Origin of the sequence: Microbacterium sp. K2, assembly GCF_051365005.1 — a bacterium.
GTDB classification, from domain to species: Bacteria; Actinomycetota; Actinomycetes; order Actinomycetales; family Microbacteriaceae; genus Microbacterium; species Microbacterium foliorum_B.
In genome coordinates this window covers 183,168-207,829 of record NZ_JBLWII010000006.1, presented here as the reverse complement: position 1 = coordinate 207,829, position 24,662 = coordinate 183,168, and the positions used below count along the sequence as shown (strand labels likewise).

Here is a 24,662-nt window from a genome sequence, read left to right as displayed (position 1 = left end):
GGACGGCGTCAGGCCGCGTGCAGTTCGCAGCGCACGGCTTCGCAGGATTCGCAGACCACGAACTGGGTGCGGCACGACAGATCGGGACAGTTCGCGGTCCGCTTGGTCGCGGTGCCGCATCCGGCGCACTCGCCGATGACTGCCGCGTGGTCGGAGAAGTCGACGGATCCGCGCTTGTCGAACACGTAGAGCGAGCCCTCCCACAAGCCGTCATCGCCGTACTGCTCGCCGTAGCGCACGATGCCGCCTTCGAGCTGGTACACCTCGCCGAACCCGCGCGCGGTCATCAGGCTCGAGAGCACCTCGCAGCGGATGCCGCCTGTGCAGTAGGTGACGACCGGCTTGCCCTTGAGATCGTCGTACGCCCCGGAGTCGAGCAGCTGCACGAAGTCGCGCGTGGTCTCGGTATCGGGAACGACGGCTCCGCGGAAGCGGCCGATCTGCGCTTCGAGCGCGTTGCGGCCGTCGAAGAAGACGACGTCGTCGCCGCGCTCCCCCATCAGCTCGTGCAGTTCTTCGGGTGTCAGCCGGGTGCCGCCTCCGACGACGCCGTGCTCATCGACGCGCAGCTCGCCCGGCGCTCCGAACGACACGATCTCGTCACGCACCTTGACGCTGAGTTTCGGAAAGTCGACGCTGCGGCCGTCGGCGTCGACGCCGGTGTCCTCGCTCCATTTGATGTCCGCGTGAGCGAAAGGAGCGTACGACCGGAACGACCGCGCCCACTTCTTGAGCGCCGGCAGATCACCGCCGAGCGTGCCGTTGACTCCGTCCTTCGAGATCAGGAGCCGGCCGCGCAGCCCGAGGGCTTCGCCGAGGTCACGCTGCCACACCCGGATCGCGTCCGGATCGGCGAGCGGGGTGAACACATAGAAGAGGACGATCTTGGGTGTTGCCACCCAGCGATTTTACGTCGGCCAGCTGACTGTCCGCCCTCGCTGAGGTGGCCCGAGGCTGCTACACATCGCGGTTCATGAACGACAGTCCCGCAGCGACGAGCGCCCCCAGCACCCAGGCGGCCGTCACCAGCACAGCCGTGGAGCTGTCGATCCCCTCGTTCGGCGGGATTCCCAGCGCGGAGACGTCGAACCGCAGCGCTTCGAGCATCGAGAGGAGAGGAAGGTACACCGCGCCGGGTCCCCAGAAGATCGCCACGAGGACCGCCACGCTCATCGACATCGGAGCCACGAACAGGGCGACGAGATGGGCCTGCACGACGACTCCCACTCCCATGCCCCAGAGCCCTGCCAGCGCGCCGAGGCCCAGAGCGGACCCGACCGACGCCCACTCCAGCGGAGGACCACCCATGGCCACAGTCAGCGCGACGTGTCCGCCGACGGCTCCGACCAGAGCGACGATCGCTCCGCCGAGGGCGGAGGCGGGCACCCTGACGAGCAGAGTCGCCCACCGAGGCTGCAGCATCAGACGCTGAGCGACGACACCGTCTCGTCGGTCGACGGTGTATCGGAAAGAACCGTAGGCCGCCGCGAGGACCGCTCCGTACGTCGCGAGCACCGCTTCGTACGGCGCCGTGAGAGCGGCTCGGACGTCGGCGGGTGCATCTGCGAGTTCCGGTGGGACGTTCGTCGCCACCGAAAGCGACAGCACGAACCCGGCCACCGCCACCCAGAACAGCACGACATCGCCCGCGAAGCTGCGGGCGTGAGCTCGGAGGGCCCGGCCGATCACGCGACCTTCCTTCGCCCCATGCCCCATGCGGCGGCGACCAGACCGGCCGCCCACGCGAGGGCGAGGCAGAGGGCGGGCACGAACTCGAGCAGTCGGTCCTGGTATCCGGGAACGCCCAGCGCGGCCAGGACCAAACCGGGTGAGAACTTCGCCAGCTCCGGCGCAGTGCGCAGCAGCGCGAACTCCACGACCATCGGAAGGACCAGGATGATCGCCGCGGTCACGTAGTAGTTCCTGGTGATCCAGCCGATCGCCCCTCCGATGAATGCGCCGAGCACCACACCGACGAGCGCACCCGCGTAGATACGCCATGCGCCGCCGGTGAGCGCGAGCGTCGATCCGTTCTGAGTGAGGAGGACAGAGACTCCCACCGTCCAGACCACGAAGATGCAGACCGACAGCGCGACCGCGACGACGGCTCCGGCGACGATCTTTCCCGAGAAGGCGCGAGGGAAACCGGCCCCGGTGAGCGTTCTGTCCATCGAGCCGTAGTAGCACTCGCGGGTGACGCCGTAGGCGCCCACGAACGCCGCGGAGATGGCCGACCAGGCGAGCGGCTCCAGAAGCAGGGCCGTGGCCACGGCAGGATCGACGCCGGCGAGGTCGAATCGCGAGCCGTCCGAGAACAGCACGAAGACGGGCATCAGGACGGCCACGAGGTAGACCGCCAGGATGGACGAGCCGCTCACCGAGCGGAGGGCCTCGCTTCGGACGGTTTCCTTCATGCGGATGCTCCTTCAACGAGATCGAAGTACTTGCTCTCGAGCGAGTCGGCGTCGCTCGAGACGAGGTCGCCGAGCCTTCCGGCGAAGAGAGCGCGCCGCTTGATGACGACCACCTCGTCCACGACCTGTTCCAGCTCGGCGAGCTGGTGACTGGCGATCAGGACGGTGCCGCCGCGCTCCGAATAGCCGCGCAGGAACCTGCGAAGCCAGCGGATGCCGTCGGGATCGAGCCCGTTGGCCGGCTCGTCCAGGATGAGTGTCCGGGGCGAGCCGATGAGGGCAGCGGCCAGCCCGAGTCGCTGGGTCATCCCCGTCGAGAAGGTCTTCACTCGCCGACGGGCATCCGCCGCGAGCCCGACCTCCTCGAGCACCTCGTCGACTCGTCCACGAGGGGCGCCCGCCGCGAGCCGGCAGATCTCCAGATGACGCCGGGCGGTGATACCGCCCTCGAAGCCGAAGCCGTCCATGTGGACGCCGACATGAGATGCCGGATTGTCGAGCGCGGAGAACGGCATGCCGTCGATGAGGCTGTCGCCGATCGTCGGCTTCAGCAGGCCGACGATCGTTCGCAGAGTCGTCGACTTGCCCGCGCCGTTGGGCCCCAGAAGGCCGACGATCGACCCGTACGGCACAGCGAACGACAGTTCTTCGACCGCGGCCCGATCTCCGTACCTCTTCGTGAGTCCTCGGACCTCGATCGCGTGATCGTTCATCTTCATTCCTTTCCCACCTCTCCGCTCTGAAGAGATGACAGTGGCATCGCCACTCCGGTCGCCCAGAGCGTCTGCCACAGACTTCTCACACCGAGTTCGACTCGCGCCTGCCCCGTCGCAGGCAGGGAGCCGCTCTCCTCTGACACGTCCACCTCGGCGATGATCACGGCGGAGACCGTCGCACCGTCCGACGTGATCGGGAACAGCGCCTCGAGCGGCGCCCTCGTCGGCTCCGTTCGCCGCGACCTGACCGTTCCTTCTCCGACCTGCTCATTCGCGAGGATGCCGTTGCTCACCAGGGTCACAGGCGCATCATCGGGCACGTCCGCCTCGACTGCGTCGCCGGTCTCGCCGGCGTGCAGGAGGACCACGCGGTCACCGCGAGCGGTGAACCCGAAGGTCGCTGTGACGGGCACGGGGATCACGGCACCGGCGATCACGATGCTCGCGACGAGCGCGGTGACGACGGCCCCGAATCGGAGCCGCGAAACACCGCTCCGAAGCACGCGGCGCAGGGCGCTGACGAGAATCACGACGCCGACGAGCGCGACGACCGATTCGAGAGCGACGACGAGTACACCGAGGATCGGTCCGCCGCCCGCGAGCGCTCGGGCTATGCGGGCGACGGCGAACACCACCAGCACGACCGGGGTGGTGAGGCACGCGAGACCGAACGGCACGCTCCACCATCTGTCGAGGCGCTTGATCCTCCGCCGGCCTCCGAACAGCAGACCGGCCAGGAAGTCCGAGCCATCGCCGATCGCCCGATCCCTCAGGTTCGGCTCGTCCAGAGCACTCATGAGCGCGATGTACCCGTCGAACCGCACGAAGGGGATCAGATTGATGAGGACGATGGCGCCGCACGAGACGGCGAGGAGCAGCGCGGTCTGGTGGAGCACGGGCTGCGAGAGCACGAGCGCGACGATGAGCGCGATCGCGCCGACGACCGCGTGCACCGCAGGCCCGGCCAGCGCGATGGCGACGCGCTGCCGGCGTTCCGGGAGCCGCCATCCGTCCGTCACGTCCACGAAGAATGCCGGGCTGAGGTAGAAGAGCATGAAGCCCGCCCTTCGGGGTCTGCCGCCGAACCTCGTGAGGGTGACGCCGTGAGCACTCTCGTGGAGCAGAGTCATGAGCGAGAGTGCCGCGACGAGACACACCAGGGCGACGAGCGGCACCGGCGTGGTGAGGGCGGCCCACAGCTCGTCTGCCTGAGCGGATGCGGCGAGGAGTCCCAGGCCCACCAGAATCGCAACCGACACCAGAACTGCTCGGCGTGAGAGCCGGACGACCAGTCGCTCGAGACGACCGAAGATGGCAGGTGCGCGAAGCGTCGCGATCTGCAGAGTGAATGGGGGCCGATAGACCACTCGGCCGGGTGGGAGCTTCCTGTCGCCCTCGAGGAGCCCGCAGGCGCGAAATCGCTGGGCCAGGTGCAGGAAGTGCTCCAACGACTCGGAAGGGGCGAAGCGCCGGTGCAGATCGTGAAGTGCGGTTTCGCCGTCCATCGCTCGCAGCAGGTCGACGACAGCCCGAGAGACCCTCGATGAGGGCACTCCGTGCAGCATCGCGATCCATGTCCCGTCTTCGGCCGCCTGTTCGAAGTCGACGCCGGAGGCGAGGAGGGGGCACGAGTCGGCAGCGAGCACATCGTCCACTGACCGAGGCTGTCGGCGTCGAGAGAGGCTACCGGGACGCATCGTCATCCGTCGCCTCCGAGTAACCCGCCCACGTCGTGGTGAGCAGAATGATGTCCTCTCCACCGAGCGTCCGCACTGGTGAGACGGCAGGAGCGGCGAATCCCGCGTCGACGAGCTCTCGCGAAAGGATTTCGTGGTCGAGCACTCTCAGACGGCTCGTGAGCACTGTCACTTCGCCGCCCTCCGCCAGGTCGGCGACGCGAACCCAGTTGACCACCCGCGCCGCGCCATGCTCTTCCACCTGCTGAGAGAACAGATAGCGCTCCGTGCCGTCGGGACCGGGGACCTCGATCTCGCGGTCTCTCGACACCGAGAAGCTCTCTGCGGAGGCGGCTCCGGCAACCGTGAAGGCGAAGACGCCGCGCGCCGCGAGGTGACGTCGCACACTCGCGTAGAGGAGTGACCTGCCCGCGCTGTCGAGCAACGTGATGGAGGTCGCTCCGATGATCACGAGCCCGAACCGCTGCGGCAGCGAGAAGTCGCGCATGTCCCCGACGACGCACTCCAACATCGTGTGGTCCGGCAGCGTTCGACGAAGACGGGAGAGCATGTCGTCGGAAAGATCGATCGCGGTCACCCGCTTGCCCGATCTCACCAGCGGAACGGTCAATCTCCCACTCCCCGCCGCGACATCGAGGATCGGTCCCTCGGCCTCTCTCGCGAGCGCGAGCATCTCTCGGATCTCCGCACGGTCGGGTCCGACCAGCCGATCATAGAAATCGGTGCCGGCACCCGAATACAGATCCTGCTCCCTCGGCACCGCTCCGACCATGCGGAGCCTCGCCGCCACGGTTTCAGTAAGAGAACTGGACATTCACGCATCACCTCTCAGTGGGGGAAACGGGGTGCGGGCGCGTGAGCCACCCGCACCCCTTCGGTCAGGTCGCGATCGCGGCCGCACCGCCGATGATGGCGATGATGTAGCTCGCGTGCTCCCACCATTCGAGTGGTGCATCGATGTGTTCGAGCTCCACGAACTCGAGCGACTCCGTCTGCATTTCCTACCTCCTCGGTACGCCTTGCGAAGGCGACTCCTATGTCAGGGCGATGATTCCGATGATCACGCCGACGGCGAATCCGCGGGTCCAATCAAGGGCGTCATCCGGCGCCTCCATGGCCTCGAGTTCGGTGAACTCGAGGGTCGGCATTGCTGCGTGCATACTCACCTCCCTCCCATCTCTTCTTGTCCGCTCGACCGGGTCACGTCGCAGCGGCAGCGCCGATCCCTATCAGCACCAGCGCACTGATCGCGCCCTGATAGAAGCTCTCCCAGCTGGGGGCATCCATCCCCTCCAGTTCTTGGAACTGGATTCGCGTGTCCACACCTTCGTTCATCACATTCACCTCCCTTCGTTCCAGTAGGAATCACGGAGCAGATCGCAGAAGTCGTCTGCGAAAAGACCCGCGAGCATCGGGTAGCGGTTTCCCCACGCTGTTTCCGTGGCGTCGGAGATGCGGCGGATCGTCTGAGCGGGCGGCCGCCTCGGACGGGGTATCCCCCAGCGGTCGACGAGCGCCGCGATACCGGTGGGTGGGTCGAGTGGCAGCGCGACTCTGCCGGCCACGTTCGTCCAGAACTCTTCGAGGCTCGCGCGATCTCCCCACCGTGGGTCTCCCGAGCACACTCGGCGCCAGACCGCCGCGATGATCGCCGCTGTGGCGACCATCTTGCGAACCTGAAGCACGAAGGCGACTTCATTGGCCACATACCAGTGGCGAGCACTGTAGGGATCGTGCCCCCGCAGCGCCGCGCTGCGCTGGGTGGCGCCGCTCAGCCGAGCAAGACGCAGGCGTGAGTCGGCAGCTGCCACGTCGCCCGAGGCCGTCTCGAGAAGAGCGCCCCCGAGTGCGATCGCGTCGCGTCGCCCCCTGGCACTTCGCCGCGACCCCGTCGACGCGCCAGCGAGACGGAGGAATGCCTCAAGTGCTCCCTCCCTGACGGAGGCCGACGTGAGGGTTCTCAGATTGCAGGGATCGATGATGGCATGGCGGGGCCTCAGGGATCGTCCGACGATGAGCCGATAGCCGCTCTTGTTCTTGAGGATGCTGACGCTGTTCGTCTCCGACGAGGTGCCGATCGTCGTCGGCACCGCGACGATGTCGACGGGTGGCCGAGCATCCGGCAGGAAGGTCAGCGCCGACTTCGACGCGCGTTCGATGGCGAAGTCGAACATGCCCCCCGGAGCGAGCACGAGGGATGCGATCTTGGTGGCGTCGAGAACGCTTCCTCCGCCCACGGCGACGATCACGCTCGGGGGCCGACGAGCGATCTCCTCCGCCATGCCGACGACAGCCGTGACCGTCATGGAGTGAGCGTCCACCTCGATCGTTCTGCCCGAGTAGTCAGCGACGACGCATGTTGCGACCGACGAATCAGCGACCACCAGGGTCTCGCGATCGGCGGTGAGCCGTGTCGTCGTCTGCCGCGCGATGTCGTGCCCGTGCCAGAGAGTCGGGACCCGCGCAGCGAACTCAGAGCTCATGCTGACGCTCCTGCGTCTGCGCGATGCCCGCCCGCACAGCCGAATCGATCTCGAGGAGTTCGCTCGCGGTGAATCCGTACGCCGGAATCAGTTCGATGGCGCTGGGGCCGGGCTGCACGAGCACACCGTTCTCGGCGATGGCGTCGACGACTCGGAGAACCTCGGCCCCGGAGAGCTGACTCGCGTCCTGGTTGCGAAGGGCGAGCCCCACGAAGCAGCCTCTTCCTGTCACGTCGGCGACCACACCGTCGGACTTCAGCCGAGTCGCCAGACGCCACAGATCGGCCGCGAGCGCTCGCGTGGTCGACTCGACGTCGATGCGGTGCAGCTCTTCGATCACCGCGACGATGGCCGCCGCGCACGCAGGCGTTCCCGCCTGCGTCTCGCCGTGGACGAACGTCCAGCCCCCGCGCGTGAACTCGGACGCGACGCGCGCTCCCACAAGCAGCGCTGCGGCGCCCGTCGCGCCGTTCGTCAACGCTTTCGAGAGTACGAGGATGTCCGGCGGGGCAGCCCAGTCGTCTGTGGCGAACATCATGCCGGTGCGTCCGAAGCCCGTCGCGACCTCGTCGGCGACGATCAGGAACCCGTACTGGTCGCGCAGGTCGAGGAGCCGAGATACGAACGCATCGGACAGTGCGTGCGCGCCGCTGCCCAGGACGGGCTCCACCACCACCGCCGCGACTCTGGGACCTTCGCGCTTCAGCAGCATCTGCAGTTCCTCCCCGTCATCGCGGTGGGAGACATGCCGCACCGACCTGCGGTCGACGGAGTAGACGGATTGGAGGAGGTCGTCTCCGCTCAGTGCGTGGCTGCCGTACATCGTGCCGTGATAGCTGCCTCTCAGACCGACGATGAGCGACCGCGACGCGGCCCCTTGCTGCGCCCAGTACTGTCGCGCGAGCTTCATCGCGGAGTCGTTCGCCGCCCCGCCCGACGTGCAGAAGATGACCCGGCTGTACCGCAGCGGGCCGGCGAGCTCGATGAGCGCGTCGGCCGCCACCTCGGCGTACCGATGCGGCGCGCGGAACAGGGTCAGGTACGAGGCGTCGTGCGCCGCTCTGCTCACGGCGTCAGCGACCGCTCGATTTCCGAAGCCGAGGGGAACATTCCACAGGCCGCTCGTCGCGCTGAGGCGTGTGGATCCGTCCGCGAACTCGATGCGGTTCCCGAAGGCCCCGACGGCGACACGGTCTCGCGTGAACGTGGCGTCTGCGGGAAGCATCGACGTCCACAGCGCGTGCGAAACGCTCATCGTCCGCCGCCCGACGTCGCCGGGCGTGACGCATCAACCTGTGTGCCGAAGTGGATGTTGAGCGCGGTGGCGGCGTCGCGGCACAGCGTGCTCGCGTGAGACTCGGACAGGCCGCACTCCCGAGCCAATCTCTCGACCGCGACCTCGGGCGCGCTGGAGGTCTGAGTGGCGGCGACGACCTTCGCGGTCACCGGCGACAGCAGCTGGCGGCGCAGCGTCGTGGTGTCGGCGAGCACGAAGCCGTCTGTGGTCTCGAGCAGGAGAGGATCCGAGGACAGCGGCTCGGCGTCTGCGCGGTCGTCGTCGATGAGCGACCAGCCGAATCCCGAGATCTTCGTGACGCCGTTCTCCAGGCTGAGCATCTTGATGAGGTCCGTCGCATTGAGGTATCGACCGATCCATCCGCGGACGGTCAGGTCCTCGATGAGTTCTCGACTCGGCGCTGAGCCTCCCAAAGCCACAGCACGGGGCAAGCAGGACTCGATCACCGTCTTCAGCTCGTCGACGTCGCCGATGACCTCGCCTTGCATACCGACGCTGACCAGCCCATCCGAGCCCACCCTGATCGCGCTCGGAGTCGCGAGTTCGCCCGGCGCCGCAAGAGGGCGGCGGTTCGCGAGCAGCACGCGCGGGTCGATCAATGACGATGGGAAGACTCCCGTGCGACGAGCGAGGTCGGCATCATCGAGAAACGACTGCCAGCTCGTCTCATCGAAGAAGCCCACCGTCGTGGGGCCGATGATCTGCACGTACGCCGCAGTGACGTAGTCCTGGAGCTCGACGCCGCGTTCACCGAAGAACAGCTCGTCACCGATCTCACTGAGCGCGCCGCTGTAGCGAGCGACGTCGGCTGGTCCCTCGTAGGGACCGCTCTGCGCGTGCAGCAGAACCGCGTCGTCTTCGCAGGCCACCTCGGCGACAGTCTCTGCGGTGGCGCCGTTTTCGACGAGAAACACCCGTGAGTACTGCACCTGCTCGCCGGTGATCCATTCACGGAGCGCCCGTGCCCCGACGAGCTCCAGTCCATGGCTCTCCCGCGATGCCTCAGTCGTGCTGATATGCATTTCTCCCCAGAAATATCGAGATGCCTTCAGGCATCAGTGCGTCCTCACATGAGGCTATATATCCATCAAATGTGCTGCAATATTTTCCGTTCGGGACGACGATCCCCGCGTGGGAGCTCCGTCGCTGCCCGCGCAGGCGGCCTCAGTGCGTGACCGCAGACGACGCACGAGTGAGGGGAACCCTCGTGCCGAGAAGGCGCCCCACATGGCGGTGAAGCGCGGGTACGAGGTGCTCGTGCTCCCCTGCGTCGGCGCGGGTCAGCAGCTTCGTCATCACATAGAGCTGCGACACGATGCCGCCTTCCGACTCCAGGTCGCGCCGGAAGCGTCGGGCGATCTGATCTGCGACGTGAGGCACTGCCAGCGAGTGACCGAGCAGGAACGCGGCGTCGTACCCGCGCGGGGCGAGACCCCATGCTTCCCAGTCGGCGATCGCGAACGGATCCCGGTGGATGTTGTTCCAGTGCAGGTCGCCGTGGCTCGGCACCCAATCGCCTGAGTCGATGTCCATCTCGAGGCCGAAGAAGACGCTGATCCGCCGGCGCATGATCTCGGGGTCGAGCACCATCCGATCCGTCGTCACCTCGGACAGCGCTTCGAGGTTGTGTTCCAGCTCTCCCCACCACGACTCGTCGAGACCGGGCGCGCCTACGAGCACGGCGTCCGTCGCGCACGCCCTCCCGGGCAGCAGAGTCATCAGCTCGGCGCGGTACACCAGCGGCCCCTCCTCCCACGCCCGCACGTCGAGCAGACGCGGCTTCGCAACCCCGTCGATGCGCGAGGCCTCCTGGTTGCCGGTCCACCAGGCGCCCCGCGCCCGGCCTCTCGCAGACCAGACGACGCGCAGCCAGTACCGCCCGCCGGCGCGCTCGACGACCGAGCCGATCGATCGGTCGCGCCACCCGAATCGGGCGCGACCGATCGCGTTGAGTCCGAGATCCGCGATCGAGCGGGAATGAGCGGTGCGCAATGCCATGCGCACCGCGGGGCTGGTCGAGGCTGCGGTGTCGACAGTCGTCATAGGTGTCCTTTCAGAAGTTGCGCCTTTCGACGCGAAAGTGATGTCATGTGACGACTATGCGTCTCCTCACGAGGCTAGGAAGCGGATCGACGCGAGCGCAAGGAGACGACGCATCACATATCGGTTCAACGGAATCCCGCGCGGAGGGCGGCAGCATCGGCATCCGAAACGCCTGGTCGGGGCCGTCCGCGCGATCGGATAGACTGTTCAGGTTGTTCCCTGGTGACGTGTCCGAGCGGCCGAAGGAGCACGCTTGGAAAGCGTGTGTTGTGCAAGCAACCGCGGGTTCGAATCCCGCCGTCACCGCCAAAAAGATCAAGGGTCTCCGCGCCAGCGGGGCCCTTGATCTTTTTATCGAGCACCATGGGATTCGGGGAGAACGCCATGAGGAGATCTGGAAGATCCAGCGCGAGCTCGAGTTCGTGAGAACCGTCTACGGCATCGGGCCGGACGTGCCGATGAGGGATCTCATGCGGCAGCAGTCCGAGTACTGCGGCGCCCACACCGAGGATCGCGCCCTCGACCGCTGACCCTGCGACGCGCGGCGTCTACGCGAAGCGCAACGGCTACGCGAACTTCACGCCGAAGCTCTGCCCACCCGGTTCTGCGGGCAGGGGCGTCATCCCGAGCCGTTCGTAGAAGGCGGCGGCACCGGTGTTGTTCGGGTCCATGCCCAGATGCAGCCCGCGCACTCCGCGGCGGGTGAGCTCGGCGAACAGCGTCTCGATCAGCTGTCGCCCGAGTCCCTGCCCCTGCGTCTCGGGCAGCAGGTCGATGTGCAGGTGCGCCGGGTAGTCCGCCGCGTTCGCGTTGCGGCCGGGCGCCTGCGCGTAACCGTGCTCGATCATCCGCTCCTCGCGGGTCGTCGGCTCGGCCGCCTGCGGATACCGGTCCTGCAGCGTCGGCCACCATTCGTCGCGGAACCAGGTCGCGAAGGCGTCGGTGTCGTCGGTCGCCACGATGTAGCCGATCACGCGCTCGTCATCGGTCTCGACGACCCAGGCCAGGTCGGGATGCCGTTCGACATAGGGCACCGCGAACAGGTCACCCCAGAGCGAATCGTCGGAGAACAGGCCGGTCGCGTCTGCACCGGCGTCCGCTGTCCTCACGCACACGTCGTAGAGGGCATCGCGGTCGGACGGACGATACGGACGGATGCGCGGCACTGCTGCTCCTCGATGAGTGGGGGTGAGTTGTCAGCCTACCGAGGCGAGCGCAGGATCGCGTCGCCCCGTCGCCGACTGCACCCACGGCAGCAGCCACGCCCCGAGCACCAGCACCACGCCGGCCCCGACCAGCGCCCCGCCGAGCGTGTCGGTGGCCCAGTGCACCGAGAGCAGCGTGCGCGAGATCGCCATCGCCACGACCCACGCTATGCCCAGAATCGCGGTCCACACCCGCGGGAACACCAGCCACAGCACCATCGCGATCGTCGCGGCGTTGGCTGCATGCCCCGAGGGGAATGAACCGAAGTCACTCGCCACGATCATGTCCTCCGGACGCGCACGGCCGAACAGGTGCTTGAGCAGCTGCACCGCGCCGGCGCTCACGAGGAACCCCACGGCGGCGAACACGGCGGCCTGCCATCGCCGGGCGATCAGGAGCGCGGTGATCAGCAGCAGCGGCACGAGCAGGATCGCGATCCAGCCCCCGCCGATGTGATCGAGCAGCAGAGCGAACGACAGCATCCAGTCGGAGCGCGACGCGCTGATCGTCTCATTCCACCAGGTGTCGAATCCTGGTGGCTCGGTGTATCCGAACACGATCGCCGCTCCGAGGAGCGTCGCCGCGACGAGCATCCCTGTTCCCGTCCACAGCAGCGTTCGTCTTCCCATCGCTCTATTCTGCCGGTCGGAAGCTGAAAATCAGGGAGCCAGCATGCCGACGGTCCGTGGGCGCACGATGAACCACAGCGAGAGGATGCCGATCGCGGCGCAGCCGACCATGACCGAGGCCATGCTCGTGGCGGTGATTCCGGTGCCGTGCGAGATCCATCCGACCACCGGCGAGACGAGTCCTGCGACGCCGAAGTTCGTGGCGCCGATGACCGATGCCGCGGTGCCCGCAGCCTTGCCGTGGCGGTCGAGGGCGAGCACCTGCACGTTCGGGAATGTGAAGCCGCAGGCCGTCATGAAGAAGAACAGCGGGATGACCGTGCCCCACAGCCCGAGGCCGAGCTGGTCGGTCACGATGATCGCGACCCCGGCCAGCAGCAGCACCGCGGTCGAGTACGCCATGACCCACTGCGGGCCGAATCGTGCGGCGAGCCGAGAGGCCGTCTGCACACCGGCTACGACCCCGAGGGAGTTGACGGCGAACAGCAGGCCGTACTGCTGCGCATCGAGTCCGTGGGTCTGCTGGAACAGGAACGGCGACGCCGACAGGTAGGAGAACAGCCCGGAGAAGGTCATGCCGCCGATGATCAGCACGCCGATGAAGACACGGTCGGAGAACACCGAGCGATAGCGCTGCATGACGGTGGCGCCGCCCTTCTCCTGGCGGCGCGCGATCGGCAGCGTCTCGGGGATGAACACCACGGTCGAGACGAGCATCACCACGCCGTAGAGGGCGAGCACGACGAAGATGCCGCGCCAGGGCATCAGCGTGAGCAGCCATGAGCCGATCAGCGGGGCGATCACCGGGGCTACGCCCGAGACCAGCGCGAGCCGCGACAGCATCACGACCAGCCGGCGTCCGCCGAACAGGTCGCGCACGATGGCCATCGCGACGACGCCACCCGCGGCGGCCCCCACGCCCATGAGCACGCGAGCGCCACTGAGCAGCGGAAGAGTCGGGGCGTACGCCGCGGCCACACTCGCCAGCACATGCAGGGCGGTGACGACGATCAGCGGGATGCGCCGACCGACCTTGTCGCTGAGCGGCCCCACCACGAGCTGCCCGAGTGCGAAGCCGATCATCGTGCCGGTCAGGGTCAGCTGGATCGCGGCGGCTGTGGTCTCGAAGTCCTGCTCGAGCACCGGGAAGGCGGGCAGATAGAGGTCGATCGTGAACGGGCCGAGGGCGGTGAGCGCCCCGAGCAGCACGATGTAGAGCGCGCGGCGACCGTTCGAGATCGAGTCGCCGGGGTGCAGCATGATCGGCGCCGTGGCGGGGTTCGACCCGAGAGTGCGGATCGCGCCGGTCGCCGACGGGATGCGGATGCTGCCGGTGGCCGTCCGCTCGGGGGCGGAGGTCGAGATGGAGTCAGTGCGTGGAGCGTCGGGCACGACGGTCCTTCCGGATTTCGAGGGCGTGCAGGAACAGTGAGAGATCGAGTCGCGAGAGCGGTCGAATCGGCGAAGGAAGTCGAATCGATTCGATCAGGGCGAAGTCTCCATGCTACAGCCCGCTCGCACGCACCTGCATGCCGCATCGACGCTGAGTGGTCAGAAACGCATCCATCCGGCCTTCCGGGGATGTGTTTCTGACCACTCAGCGGTGGACCACCAGGCGCCAGCCGACTTGGGGTCAGCGAAGGCGCGTGAGCCCCTGCTCGAGATCGGCGATGAGGTCGTCGACGCCCTCGATGCCCACCGACAGTCGCACGACGTTCTCGGGCACTGCGAGCGCGGTGCCGCGCACCGAGGCGTGGGTCATGTCCGGCGGGTAGCCGATCAGAGACTCGACGCCGCCGAGCGACTCGGCGAGCTGGAAGAGCTCGGTCGACTCGGCGAACGCCTTCGCGGCGTCCGCACCCGCCGAGAGGCCGAGCGACAGCATGCCGCCGAAGCCGCTCATCTGCCGTGCGGCGATGTCGTGCCCCGGGTGCGAGGCGAGCCCCGGGTAGTAGACGGTCGCGAACTCCGGGCGAGCCGCGGCCCACTCGGCGATGGCCTGCGCGTTCTCGGAGTGCTGACGCACCCGCACCGCGAGCGTCTTGATGCCGCGGGTCGTGAGCCACGCGTCGAGCGGGGCCGAGACGGCGCCGACCGCGAACTGCTGGAACTTGATCTGCTCGAAGAAGCGGTCGTCTCCGAAGACCACCGCCCCGCCGAGGACGTCCGAGTGTCCGCCCAGGTACTTCGTGGTGGAGTGCACGACGAGGTCTGCGCCGAGCGAGAGCGGCTGCTGCAGCGCAGGAGAGGCGAAGGTGTTGTCGACGACCGTGATCGCTCCGGCCGCGTGCGCGATCTCGGCGATGAGCGCGATGTCGACGATCTTCAGCAGCGGGTTGCTGGGAGTCTCGACCCAGACGATCTTCGTCTCGGGGCGGATCGCCGCGCGCACCGCGTCGACGTCGGACAGTTCGATCGTCGAGAACTCGATCCCCCACGGCGCGAGCACGCGGGCGAACAGGCGGTAGGTGCCGCCGTAGACGTCGTTGCCGAGCACGACGTGGTCGCCGGGCTTCAGGATGCCGCGCAGCAGCGCGTCTTCCGCCGCGAGACCGGAGGCGAACGACAGGGCGTTCGCACCGCCCTCGAGCGCCGCGAGCTGCGTCTCGAGCGACGAGCGCGTCGGGTTGCCCGCACGGTTGTACTCGTAGCCGTCGCGGAACCCGCCGATGTCGTCCTGCACATGGGTGGACGCCTGATAGATCGGCGGGATGATCGCCCCTGTGGTCGGGTCGGGCGCCTGACCTGCGTGGATGGCTCGGGTGGCGAAAGCATGCTCGGACATGACCTCAGCCTACGTCCGCCCCGGGGGCGACAGTCGCCCCTGTTACGCCGGGCGTCAGCGCGAGAGGTACGACAGCAGGTCCTGCCGGGTGAGCACCGTGTGCGGCTTGCCGTCGAGCGTGACGAGCAGCGCGTCGGCGTCGGCGAGAGCAGCCCGCGCCTGCGCGAGAGGAGCATGGATGCCGATGAGCGGCAGCCGCTCCCCCACATGCTCTCCCACGGCATCCGCAGGCTTGGCGTCTCCGCGGAACAGCAGGTCGAGCAGACCCTTCTCGTCGACCGTGCCGACGACCTCGCCCATCATCACGGGAGGCTCGGCGCTCAGCACCACGAGCTGCGAGACGTCGTACTCGGTCATCATGCCGATGGCCTCGAGCACCGTGTCGGTCGGGTGCGCATGCACCAGATCGGGAATCCCCTCCCCCAGCCGGGCGGTGCGGGAGGCCAGCACATCGGCGACGGTCTCGCCCTCCTCGACCTCGCTGAAGCCGTAGGAGCGCATCCAGCCGTCGTTGAAGATCTTGCTGAGGTAGCCGCGCCCTCCGTCGGGCAGCAGCACCACCATCACGGCATCCGCCGGCAGATCACGCGCGACCCGCAGCGCGCCGACCACGGCCATGCCGCTGGAGCCGCCGACCAGGATCCCCTCTTCACGCGCGAGCCGCCGGGTCATCGCGAACGACTCGGCGTCGTCGACCGCGACGATCTCGTGCGGAACCGTCGGGTCGTAGGCGCCGGGCCAGATGTCCTCGCCCACCCCCTCGACCAGATACGGGCGCCCCGTGCCGCCGCTGTAGACGCTGCCTTCGGGGTCGATCCCCACGATGCGCACGCGATCCTCCGACACCTCGCGCAGATAGCGCCCGGTGCCCGTGATCGTGCCGCCCGTGCCGACGCCGGCGACGAAGTGCGTGATCAGTCCGTCGGTGTCGCGCCAGATCTCGGGACCGGTGGTCTCGTAGTGGCTCCGCGGGCCGTTGGGGTTCTCGTACTGATTGGGCTTGAACGCTCCCGGGATCTCGCGGGCGAGTCGATCGCTGACGCTGTAGTACGACTCCGGGCTGTCTGCGGCCACCGAGGTCGGGGTGACGACGACCTCGGCACCGTAGGCGCGGAGCACGTCGATCTTGTCTTCTCCGACCTTGTCCGGCAGCACGAAGACGCACTTGTACCCGCGCTGCTGGGCGACCAGAGCGAGGCCGACGCCGGTGTTGCCGCTCGTGGGCTCGACGATGGTGCCACCCGGCTGCAGGTCGCCCGAGGCCTCGGCCGCTTCGATGATGCGCGACGCGATGCGGTCCTTCGCCGATCCCCCGGGGTTGAGGTACTCCAGCTTCACGAGCACGGTGCACTCCACACCCTCGGTGACGTGCTGGAGCTTCACGAGGGGCGTGTCGCCGACGAGATCGACGATGGAGTCTGCGTACTTCATGTTCACAGCGTACGTGCGACGATGCCGCGACCGGGGCTGTGTTGCGCCCGATCGCGGCATCGTGTGTTCCGCAGCTCAGTGGGAGCCGATCAGCCCTTCGTGGAACCCGCCAGGAGTCCTCGCACGAAGTACCGCTGGAGCGAGAAGAACACGATCAGCGGAACGATGATCGACACGAACGCGCCTGCGGTGAGGAGGTACCAGCCCTCGCCGCGACCGGTGATCTCGGCAAGCACCTTGGTGATCGGCGAGGCGGCGCCGTCGGCGAACACCAGGGCGACGAGCAGGTCGTTCCAGACCCACAGGAACTGGAAGATCGCCACCGACGCGATCGCCGGCATGGTCAGCGGCAGCACGATCCGGAAGAAGATCTGACCGCGCGATGCTCCATCGACGCGTGCGGCCTCGATGATCTCGCCGGGGATCTCCGACATGAAGTTGTGCAGCAGGTAGATCGCCAGCGGCAGTGCGAACATCGTGTGGGCGATCCACACCTGGGCGTAGCCGCCGGCGACGTCGAGACCCTGCGTCACCTGCACGCCGAACAGGTTGATGCCCCGCGAGAACGATGACAGCAGCGGAACCAGCGCCATCTGGATCGGCACGATCTGCAGCGCGAACACGAAGATGAACAGCGCGTTGCGACCCTTGAACTCGATCCACGAGAACGCGTACGCCGCCATCGCGGCGATCATCAACGGGATGAGCGTGGCCGGGATCGTGATGACGATCGAGTTGAAGAACGACTCCAGGATCGTCAGCTGGGTGGTACCCGACTGCAGCACCGCCGAATAGTTGTCGAGCGTGAACTGCGGGTTGGTGAAGAACGTCCACCACCCGGTCGTCTCGATCGCATCCCTCTCGCGGAACGACGAGATGAACAGTCCGAGCGTCGGAATGGTCCACACCACGGCGATGACGATCGAGGCGACCGTCGCCCACGGACGACTGAGACGCTTGCGTGCACGGCCCGCCGACGCTTCGAAGCGCCCGCCTGTCGTGATCGCTCGCGTGCTGTTCGCGCCCGTGTCTGACTTCACTGTGTCGGTCATCGGATCTCCCGCTGCTTCTTGATCTGGCGCGCGTTGTAGATCACGATCGGCAGCACCAGGATGAACAGGATGACGGAGAGCGCAGCGCTGCGACCCGCCTCGAACTTGGAGAACTGGGTGTACATCTCGTTCGCGAGCACCGACGTCCCGTAGTTGCCACCGGTCATCGTGCGCACGATGTCGAACACCTTCAGCGAGGCGATCGAGATGGTGGTCAGAACGACGATCAGTGCGGGGCGGATCGATGGGATCGTCACCGAGCGGAAACGCTCCCAGGCGTTCGCGCCGTCGAGCTCGGCCGCCTCCAGGAGTTCGGTGGGAACACCCTTGATCGATGCCGAGAGCACGACCATCGCGAAACCGGTCTGCACCCAGATCAGCACGACGATGAGCGCCAGGTTGTTCCACGGGCCGTTCAGCAGGAATTGCTGCGGCTCTCCGCCGAACCAGACCAGGATCTGGTTGAGCAGACCGATCTGCTCGAACTCGGGGCCGCGGTAGGCGTACACGAAGCGCCAGATGATGCTCGCGCCGACGAACGAGATCGCCATCGGCATGAAGACCAGCAGCTTGTAGATCTTCTCGCCGCGGGTCTTGTCGATGAAGACCGCGTAGGCCAGACCGACGATCGTCGAGAGCGTCGGAACCAGCAGCACCCAGACGATCGTGTTGATGACCGAGGTCACTCCGTCGGACTGCGTGAAGATCCAGAGGTAGTTCGAGAAGCCGACGAAGTCGCTGCCGGTCGAGTTCCAGAACGATGCGTACACGGTCTGGATCGACGGCAGGATCAGACCTGCGAGCAGCAGCAGCATGGCCGGAGCCATGAACGCGACGAGCTGGATCAGGTACCCGGCTCCGTCGCGGGAGCGGTAGTCGAGGAAGAAGAAGAGGGCGCCGACGGCGACCGCGACTCCCATCGCCCAGTAATAGGAGTTGAAGAACCACATCACCGCGAACGGGATGAGCAGGCACATCGCCAGTCGGATGCCGGTGTAGAGCGCGCCTTTTCGCGGCGCGATGTCGACGAGAAGCAGGATGACGACGACGACCACCGCGAAGGCGATGACCACGGCGAGAGCCTGGGCGATCGGGGGCAGAGACCCGATCCATTGGAAGAACACAGTCGCGTTCATGGATTCCCCTTCATGAGACGGAGCTGATCAGCGGTCCGCGCGACGATGCGCGGACCGGGAGCGAGAAGGTGGGCCACCCATCGGGTGGCCCACCTGGTCGGATCAGCTGGAAGGCCAGCCGGTCTCGATCTGCTGGAGGACCTCATCGGTCGAGGTTCCGTTGATCCAGGCGACCATGCCCTTCCAGAAGGTTCCGGAGCCGACGGCTCCGGGCATCTGGTCGGATCCGTCGAAGCGGAACGTGATCGAGTCGTCCTGGAGCAGCTTGATCGACTCCTGCAGGATCGGGTCCTCGACCACATCGAGGTTCACGCCCTTGTTGGCCGACGTCACTCCGCCGAGCGCGAGGCGGCTGTCCGCCCACTCGGGGCTCGACAGGTACTCGAGCACCTTCTGCGTGGCCTCGTCGTCGCTGAACGCTCCGACGATCTCGCCACCACCTGTGATGAGCGTCTCGTCGGCGCTCTGGCTCGGCGTCAGGAACGCCCAGACGTCTCCGTCTTCGGCGAAGTTCGTGCCCTCGGGGTAGAAGCCCGAGAGGAACGAGGCCTGGTGGGTCAGCGCGCACTCACCACTGGCGACCTGTGCCGCGACATCACCGAATGCGGTCGAGTTGATCGACCGCACGTCGCCGAAGCCGGCGTTGACGTACTCCGGGTTGAGCAGGAGCTCACCCGTGGCGTCGAACGCCTCCTTGATCTGCGGGTCGGTGAACGGGATCTCGTTCTTGACCCACTGGTCGTAGACGTCGGGGCCCGCGTTGCGGAGCACGAGGTCCTCGATCCAGTCGGTGCCGGGCCAGCCGGTCGCGACGCCCGATTCGAAGCCCGCGCACCAGGGAGCCTTGCCGCTCGCAGTCTTGATCGTCTCGGTGAGGGTGAGAAGCTCGTCCCAGGTCGTGGGCTCCTCGACGCCCCACTCGGCGAACTTCGTCGGCGAGTACCAGATCCAGCCCTTGACGCTCGCCATGAGCGGCGCGCCGTAGAAGGTGCCGTCGTACGTGCCGAACTCGACCCAGCCCTCAGTCCAGTACTCCTCGGCGTTCGCCTTGACCGCCTCAGGAGCCGGCTTCAGCAGGTCGCGCGAGGCGTAGTCCGCGAACAGACCCGGCTGCGGGAAGATCGCGATGTCGGGCGGGTTGCCGCCCTGTGCGCGCGTGCCGAGCTGGGTCTCGAAGTCCTGGCTGCCCTCGTACTTGATCTCGATGTCGTTCTCTTCTTCGAAGTCCGCCCAGGACTCCGCGAGGAGTTCCGCCTCGCCCTCGACGATCGTGCCGTAGATGGTGACGGTGTTGTCTCCGCCGCCGCCGCCCTCCGCACCGCCGTCGGTGCCTCCGGGGGCACCACAGCCGGCGAGCGCGATGCCCGCGACTCCCAGCAGTGCGATTGGCGCGTAACGCCGGGAACGCTGTGACAGACCCATGTGAATTCTCCTCTTCGAGTTCACGGCTCCCCCGTCATCCTGCGCCGCCCCTCGGCACAGAATCGGGAACCGATTCCAGGACAACCTACCGGGGTCTGATATCCCGGCACAATAAGCCAGGATCACAAGCTCGCAACCATTCGAGATGTCCGACCCCGGGGAGTGGGAGCGCTCCCTCGCCATTCGTATGGAACCGGTTCCTTTACCGATGACGAACGGCTACGCTGACATCGGCGCGGGGGGAGCAACGCGCCGAATCATGGTCGAGGAGGACCCATGAGCACGATCGCGGACGTCGCGGCGCGTGCAGGCGTATCGAAAGCGACCGCGAGCCGGGCACTCAGCGGACGCGGATACGTCTCGGAAGGCACACGCAAGCGGGTGACCGATGCTGCCGACGAACTGGCCTACGTCGCGCACTCGTCCGCGACGAGCCTCGCGACGGGGCGCACGCAGACCGTCGGGGTCATCATGCCTCCTGTCGATCGCTGGTTCTTCGCCGAGCTGCTCGCCGGCATTCAGGAATCCCTGTTCGCCCTCGACTACGAACTCGCCCTGTACGGCATCCGCGAGGGCAGCGAGACCCGAGAACGTCTCTTCGACACGGTGCTGCCCGGCCGCCGGTTCGACGGGATCATCGCCGTCGGCATCCAACCGAGTGCGCAGGAGCTCGAGCGTCTGCATCGCTCGGAGCGGCCGCTGGTCAGCATCGGTCCCTACAGCGAAGGGTCGAGTGCGGTGTCGATCGACGACGTCGCCGCCGCCCGCATCGCCACCGAGCACCTGATCGAGCTCGGCCACACCGACATCGCCTTCGTCGGCGGATCCGCGGATCCGGACGACCTCAGCTTCGGCGACGCCCAGCGCGTCGAGGGATATCTCGAAGCACTCGCCGCGGCGGGCCTGGAGGCCATCGCCAGGATCGCTGATGCGCGTCCGACGATGCCGGGAGGCTACGCCGCCGCCGTCGAGCTTCTCGGCGACCGCAGGGGGCGCCCCACCGCGATCGTCGGCGTGTGCGATGAGGCGGCGATCGGAGCGATGATCGCCGCCCGACGGCTGGGGATCGCCGTGCCCACAGAGCTCAGCATCGTCGGGGTGGACGACCACCAGCACGCGGAGATGTTCGCGCTCACCACCATCAGGCAGTCGCCACGGGAGCAGGGACACGAAGCCGTGCGCCTGCTGCGGCAGCAGATCGACCATCCGGATTCGCCACGAGAGCACACCGTGACGGCATCCTCGCTGGTCGTGCGCAGTTCCACCGCGGGCCGTCGCTGACCCCGACGTCATCCGCCCGACCCCGGACGCACGAAAGCCCCGGGCGAACCCGGGGCTTTCGTGAAGCGTTCAGACGCTTCCGGATCGAGGCGTCACGCCGCGATCCGGAACGGATTACTTGAGGGTAACCGTGGCGCCTGCCTCTTCGAGAGCAGCCTTGGCCTTCTCGGCGGCTTCCTTGTTCGCGCCCTCGAGCACGGCCTTGGGAGCACCGTCGACGACGGCCTTGGCCTCGCCGAGACCGAGCGAGGTGAGCTCGCGGACGGTCTTGATGACCTGGATCTTCTTGTCGCCGGCAGCCTCGAGGATGACGTCGAAGGAGTCCTTCTCCTCAACCTCTTCAGCAGCGCCGCCGCCTGCGCCTGCAACGGCGACGGGGGCAGCAGCGGTGACCTCGAACTTCTCCTCGAACGCCTTGACGAAGTCGTTGAGCTCGACGAGGGTCAGGCCTGCGAACTGCTCGAGCAGCTCCTCAGTGGTGAGCTTAGCCATGATGTATCTCCTAGATAGATGGGTTTGTTGAACGAGATCGCAGGTCGCTTACGCGGCCTCAGCGGTCTCCAGCTTTTCGCGAAGAGCATCGATGGTGGCAGCAGCCTTGCCCATCGTGGCCTTCATCATGCCCGCAGCCTTCGCCAGCAGAACCTCACGGCTCTCGAGCGCGGCGTACTTGTTGACCTCGTCGGCGGAGAGGGCGTTGCCCTCGAAGATGCCCGACTTGATCACGAGAAGCGGGTTGGCCTTGGCGAAGTCACGAAGAGCCTTGGCAGTGGCGACGAAGTCACCGTGCACGAACGCGACGGCCGACGGACCCTTGAGGTCGTCGTCCAGCGCGGTGATGCCAGCCTTGTTGGCGGCGATCTTGGTCAGCGTGTTCTTCACCACGGCGTACTCAGCGTCCTGACGGATGCTGTTGCGCAGCTCCTTGAGCTGGGCAACCGTCAGACCGCGGTACTCGGTCAGCAGAACGGCAGTCGAGTTCTCGAATGACTTCGTGAGCTCGGCGACCGATGCGTCCTTCTGCGCCATGGTCACTCCTTGGTGTGTACGAGGCGCCTCACGGCGGTGAGGCACCGACCCCTGACCGCATGCAACAGAAAAGCTCCGGCGCAAGCGCACGGAGCTTTGAAAGTTCGTGTCCTGCGCGGGCCCCTGCTGAGCAGAGCTTCGATCGTCTCGCGTTCGCACGCACGACGATGACCAGCGGTCTTCGGTTACGACAACTTTACCCCAGGGCATCGGCCACTCCCAAATCGGGCGGGATCATCGCCGGTTCGCGGCTCGTCCTCCGTGTCCGGCCAGCGCGTCGGCCGCGCGGATCAGAGTCAGATGCGACAGCGCCTGTGGGGTGTTGCCCGCCTGCCGGTCCTGTCCGACGTCGTACTCCTCCGAGAGCAGGCCGAGGTCGTTCGTCATGTCGATCAATCGCGACATCAGATCACGGGCCTCGTCGGTGCGCCCGGTCGTCGCATACTGCTCGACCAGCCAGAAGCTGCACGCGATGAAGGGATGCTCCCCTCCCTCAAGCCCGTCGACGCCGGATTCCGTGCGGTAGCGGCGGACGAATCCCTCGGTGAGCAGAGTCCGCTCGATCTGCGCCACGGTGCGGAGCATCCGCGGATCGTCCGGCGCGCAGTACCCGACCTGCGGGAGCACGAGCAGCGAGGCGTCGACCTCGGTCGAGCCGTAGTGCTGGGTGAAGTACCCCTCGTCGGGGTCGACGCCGCGCTCGTCGATCTCGCGCCGCAGACTGTCGCGGACCGCCGCCCAGCGATCGGCATCGCCGGCGAGGCCGTGCTCGCGCACGGCGCGCACACCACGATCGAGCGCTGCCCACATCATGACCCGGGAGTGCGTGAACCACTGCGGCTCACCCCGGATCTCCCAGATGCCGTTGTCGGGGCGGTCGATCGAGGCGATCACCTGTTCGATGAGGGCCCGTTGCAGCGGCCACGAGAAGTCGCCCTCTTCGAGGCCGGCGATCCGGGCGCATTCGAGAGCGACCAGCACCTCGCCGATCACGTCGCCCTGGTACTGGTCGACCGCACCGTTGCCGATCCGCACCGGGGCGGCGCCTCCGTAGCCGGGCAGGCTCGTGAGCTCGCGTTCGAGGAGATCGCGCTCCCCGGCGATCCCGTACATGATCTGCACCTCGCTCGGCTCCCCGGCGATGGCTCGCAGCAGCCAGCGCCGCCAGTGGTGCGCCTCGGTGAGGAACCCGTGCGCGATGAGAGCCTCGAGCGTCAGCGCGGCGTCCCGCAGCCAGACGAATCGGTAGTCCCAGTTCCGCGAGCCGCCGAACTCCTCGGGGAGAGACGTCGTCGCCGCAGCCACGATCCCGCCGGTGTCCTTGTTCGTGAGCGCCCGTAGGACCAGCAGCGACCGCACGACCTCACCGCGGTACGGGCCTTCGTGCTGGATGCCACTCGCCCAGCCCTGCCACCACGATCGTGTGGCGGCGATCGCGCCGTCGATGTCGAGAGGCTTCGGAGAATGCTCATGCGAGGGGAACCAGCTGAGGGTCAGGTCCCGGACCTCCTCGGCAGAGACCGTGAGCGTCGCCCGATGCCGATGATCCTCCGCGATGAGCCGCACTCCGCGCACGATCACGGCCTCGGGTCCGGCCGTCGCGCGCAGGGCCGGCTCCTCGCTCGTGCCCACCTGGCGCACCCAGGGGAGCCTGCGCGAGTAGTCGAAGTGCAGCCGCAGCTCGGTGACGAACTCGACCCGACCTTCGATCCCGACGATCCGGCGCACCACGTCGCTGCGCGAAGGATGCAGCGGCATGAACTCCTGCACTTCGGCGATGCCGTGGGCCGTCTCCCAGCGCGTGACGAGGATGAACGTGTCCGACACGTAGTGCCGCTGCGAGGTCGCCGCCGCATCCAGCGGGCGCAGACTCCAGCATCCGTTGCTCGCTTCTCCGAGCAGGGCTCCGAACAGCGAGGGAGCATCGAAGCGAGGCAGACAGAGCCAGTCGATGCTGCCCTCTTTCGAGACGAGCGCGCCGGTGCGGCAATCGCTGAGCAGGGCGTAGTCCTCGATCGGTGCGGGCATCGACCGAGTCTGC

At 67.2% G+C, this 24,662-nt stretch carries 26 protein-coding genes and 1 tRNA gene; 3 read left to right on the top strand and 24 right to left on the bottom strand.

Going from position 1 to position 24,662, the window contains the following annotated elements; translation table 11 throughout:
• Window positions 1–8: 8 nt before the first annotated feature.
• The 13 genes from trhO to ACLKOY_RS16020 all read right to left on the bottom strand — a co-directional run bounded on the left by trhO (window position 9) and on the right by ACLKOY_RS16020 (window position 10,650).
• Window positions 9–899 (bottom strand): oxygen-dependent tRNA uridine(34) hydroxylase TrhO, encoded by an 891-nt coding sequence (gene trhO / locus ACLKOY_RS16080; protein WP_436454528.1) that lies wholly within the window; start codon window positions 897–899, stop codon window positions 9–11.
• Between the two features lie 58 nt (window positions 900–957).
• Window positions 958–1,689: a hypothetical protein gene (locus ACLKOY_RS16075; RefSeq protein WP_436454527.1), complete on the bottom strand. Its 732-nt coding sequence runs from the start codon at window positions 1,687–1,689 to the stop codon at window positions 958–960.
• Window positions 1,686–2,414 carry an ABC transporter permease gene (locus tag ACLKOY_RS16070; protein WP_436454526.1) on the bottom strand — a complete coding sequence of 243 codons (729 nt, stop codon included), beginning with the start codon at window positions 2,412–2,414 and terminating at the stop codon, window positions 1,686–1,688. The genes ACLKOY_RS16075 and ACLKOY_RS16070 overlap by 4 nt, the downstream gene beginning before the upstream one ends.
• Window positions 2,411–3,127, bottom strand: coding sequence for an ATP-binding cassette domain-containing protein (locus tag ACLKOY_RS16065; protein ID WP_436454525.1), 717 nt, complete (start codon window positions 3,125–3,127; stop codon window positions 2,411–2,413). The genes ACLKOY_RS16070 and ACLKOY_RS16065 overlap by 4 nt, the downstream gene beginning before the upstream one ends.
• Before the next feature lie 2 nt (window positions 3,128–3,129).
• Window positions 3,130–4,785 (bottom strand): daptide biosynthesis intramembrane metalloprotease, encoded by a 1,656-nt coding sequence (gene mpaP / locus ACLKOY_RS16060; RefSeq protein ID WP_436454524.1) that lies wholly within the window; start codon window positions 4,783–4,785, stop codon window positions 3,130–3,132.
• 28 nt (window positions 4,786–4,813) lie between these two features.
• Window positions 4,814–5,617 (bottom strand): daptide-type RiPP biosynthesis methyltransferase, encoded by an 804-nt coding sequence (gene mpaM / locus ACLKOY_RS16055; protein WP_436454523.1) that lies wholly within the window; start codon window positions 5,615–5,617, stop codon window positions 4,814–4,816.
• A gap of 88 nt (window positions 5,618–5,705) precedes the next feature.
• Complete coding sequence (gene mpaA3 / locus ACLKOY_RS16050) at window positions 5,706–5,825, bottom strand: MpaA3 family daptide-type RiPP (protein ID WP_308194315.1); 120 nt, start codon at window positions 5,823–5,825, stop codon at window positions 5,706–5,708.
• A gap of 36 nt (window positions 5,826–5,861) precedes the next feature.
• Window positions 5,862–5,987: an MpaA2 family daptide-type RiPP gene (gene mpaA2 / locus ACLKOY_RS16045; protein ID WP_258184265.1), complete on the bottom strand. Its 126-nt coding sequence runs from the start codon at window positions 5,985–5,987 to the stop codon at window positions 5,862–5,864.
• A 40-nt stretch (window positions 5,988–6,027) separates the two neighbouring features.
• A complete protein-coding gene (gene mpaA1, locus ACLKOY_RS16040) occupies window positions 6,028–6,162 on the bottom strand; it encodes an MpaA1 family daptide-type RiPP (RefSeq protein WP_436454522.1) in 135 nt (44 codons plus the stop codon).
• Between the two features lie 5 nt (window positions 6,163–6,167).
• Window positions 6,168–7,310 carry a daptide-type RiPP biosynthesis dehydogenase gene (gene mpaC, locus ACLKOY_RS16035; RefSeq protein WP_436454521.1) on the bottom strand — a complete coding sequence of 381 codons (1,143 nt, stop codon included), beginning with the start codon at window positions 7,308–7,310 and terminating at the stop codon, window positions 6,168–6,170.
• Entirely contained in the window at window positions 7,300–8,565 is a 1,266-nt protein-coding gene (gene mpaD / locus ACLKOY_RS16030; protein ID WP_436454520.1) for a daptide-type RiPP biosynthesis aminotransferase, read from the bottom strand. The genes mpaC and mpaD overlap by 11 nt, the downstream gene beginning before the upstream one ends.
• The gene (mpaB, locus tag ACLKOY_RS16025) at window positions 8,562–9,629 is read right to left on the bottom strand and encodes a daptide biosynthesis RiPP recognition protein (RefSeq protein ID WP_436454519.1); all 1,068 of its coding nucleotides are present in this window, start codon (window positions 9,627–9,629) and stop codon (window positions 8,562–8,564) included. Before mpaB ends, mpaD begins: the two co-directional genes overlap by 4 nt.
• Window positions 9,630–9,771: 142 nt before the next feature.
• Window positions 9,772–10,650: a hypothetical protein gene (locus tag ACLKOY_RS16020; RefSeq protein WP_436454518.1), complete on the bottom strand. Its 879-nt coding sequence runs from the start codon at window positions 10,648–10,650 to the stop codon at window positions 9,772–9,774.
• A 221-nt stretch (window positions 10,651–10,871) separates the two neighbouring features.
• On the opposite strand from ACLKOY_RS16020, the gene ACLKOY_RS16015 reads away from it, so the two are divergent.
• Window positions 10,872–10,959 (top strand) — tRNA-Ser (locus tag ACLKOY_RS16015).
• Window positions 10,920–11,180 carry a hypothetical protein gene (locus ACLKOY_RS16010; RefSeq protein ID WP_436454517.1) on the top strand — a complete coding sequence of 87 codons (261 nt, stop codon included), beginning with the start codon at window positions 10,920–10,922 and terminating at the stop codon, window positions 11,178–11,180. The genes ACLKOY_RS16015 and ACLKOY_RS16010 overlap by 40 nt, the downstream gene beginning before the upstream one ends.
• A 36-nt stretch (window positions 11,181–11,216) precedes the next feature.
• Here ACLKOY_RS16010 and ACLKOY_RS16005 read toward each other — a convergent pair whose 3' ends face one another.
• The 8 genes from ACLKOY_RS16005 to ACLKOY_RS15970 form a co-directional block, all read right to left on the bottom strand.
• Window positions 11,217–11,816 carry an N-acetyltransferase family protein gene (locus tag ACLKOY_RS16005; protein ID WP_436454516.1) on the bottom strand — a complete coding sequence of 200 codons (600 nt, stop codon included), beginning with the start codon at window positions 11,814–11,816 and terminating at the stop codon, window positions 11,217–11,219.
• A 30-nt stretch (window positions 11,817–11,846) separates the two neighbouring features.
• A complete protein-coding gene (locus ACLKOY_RS16000; protein WP_436454515.1) occupies window positions 11,847–12,485 on the bottom strand; it encodes a phosphatase PAP2 family protein in 639 nt (212 codons plus the stop codon).
• A gap of 30 nt (window positions 12,486–12,515) precedes the next feature.
• On the bottom strand, window positions 12,516–13,877 hold the full coding sequence (locus ACLKOY_RS15995; RefSeq protein WP_436454514.1) for a multidrug effflux MFS transporter: 1,362 nt from the start codon (window positions 13,875–13,877) through the stop codon (window positions 12,516–12,518).
• A 241-nt stretch (window positions 13,878–14,118) separates the two neighbouring features.
• Entirely contained in the window at window positions 14,119–15,270 is a 1,152-nt protein-coding gene (locus ACLKOY_RS15990; RefSeq protein ID WP_436454513.1) for a cystathionine gamma-synthase, read from the bottom strand.
• A gap of 54 nt (window positions 15,271–15,324) precedes the next feature.
• The gene (locus ACLKOY_RS15985) at window positions 15,325–16,701 is read right to left on the bottom strand and encodes a cystathionine beta-synthase (protein ID WP_436454512.1); all 1,377 of its coding nucleotides are present in this window, start codon (window positions 16,699–16,701) and stop codon (window positions 15,325–15,327) included.
• Between the two features lie 89 nt (window positions 16,702–16,790).
• Entirely contained in the window at window positions 16,791–17,753 is a 963-nt protein-coding gene (locus tag ACLKOY_RS15980; protein WP_140037817.1) for a carbohydrate ABC transporter permease, read from the bottom strand.
• A complete protein-coding gene (locus ACLKOY_RS15975) occupies window positions 17,750–18,889 on the bottom strand; it encodes a sugar ABC transporter permease (RefSeq protein ID WP_363574843.1) in 1,140 nt (379 codons plus the stop codon). Before ACLKOY_RS15975 ends, ACLKOY_RS15980 begins: the two co-directional genes overlap by 4 nt.
• Before the next feature lie 102 nt (window positions 18,890–18,991).
• Complete coding sequence (locus tag ACLKOY_RS15970) at window positions 18,992–20,311, bottom strand: ABC transporter substrate-binding protein (protein ID WP_436454511.1); 1,320 nt, start codon at window positions 20,309–20,311, stop codon at window positions 18,992–18,994.
• A gap of 276 nt (window positions 20,312–20,587) precedes the next feature.
• Between ACLKOY_RS15970 and ACLKOY_RS15965 the strand changes: the two genes are divergently transcribed.
• Entirely contained in the window at window positions 20,588–21,592 is a 1,005-nt protein-coding gene (locus ACLKOY_RS15965) for a LacI family DNA-binding transcriptional regulator (protein ID WP_436454510.1), read from the top strand.
• Window positions 21,593–21,706: 114 nt separating this feature from the next.
• Here the strand turns inward: ACLKOY_RS15965 and rplL are convergent, their stop codons facing one another.
• The 3 genes from rplL to ACLKOY_RS15950 all read right to left on the bottom strand — a co-directional run bounded on the left by rplL (window position 21,707) and on the right by ACLKOY_RS15950 (window position 24,649).
• Window positions 21,707–22,084, bottom strand: a complete 378-nt coding sequence (gene rplL / locus ACLKOY_RS15960) for a 50S ribosomal protein L7/L12 (RefSeq protein ID WP_042539579.1) — start codon at window positions 22,082–22,084, stop codon at window positions 21,707–21,709.
• Between the two features lie 48 nt (window positions 22,085–22,132).
• Window positions 22,133–22,621, bottom strand: coding sequence for a 50S ribosomal protein L10 (rplJ, locus tag ACLKOY_RS15955; protein ID WP_053097428.1), 489 nt, complete (start codon window positions 22,619–22,621; stop codon window positions 22,133–22,135).
• A 234-nt stretch (window positions 22,622–22,855) separates the two neighbouring features.
• A complete protein-coding gene (locus ACLKOY_RS15950; RefSeq protein ID WP_436454509.1) occupies window positions 22,856–24,649 on the bottom strand; it encodes a glycoside hydrolase family 15 protein in 1,794 nt (597 codons plus the stop codon).
• Between the last annotated feature and the right edge of the window lie 13 nt (window positions 24,650–24,662).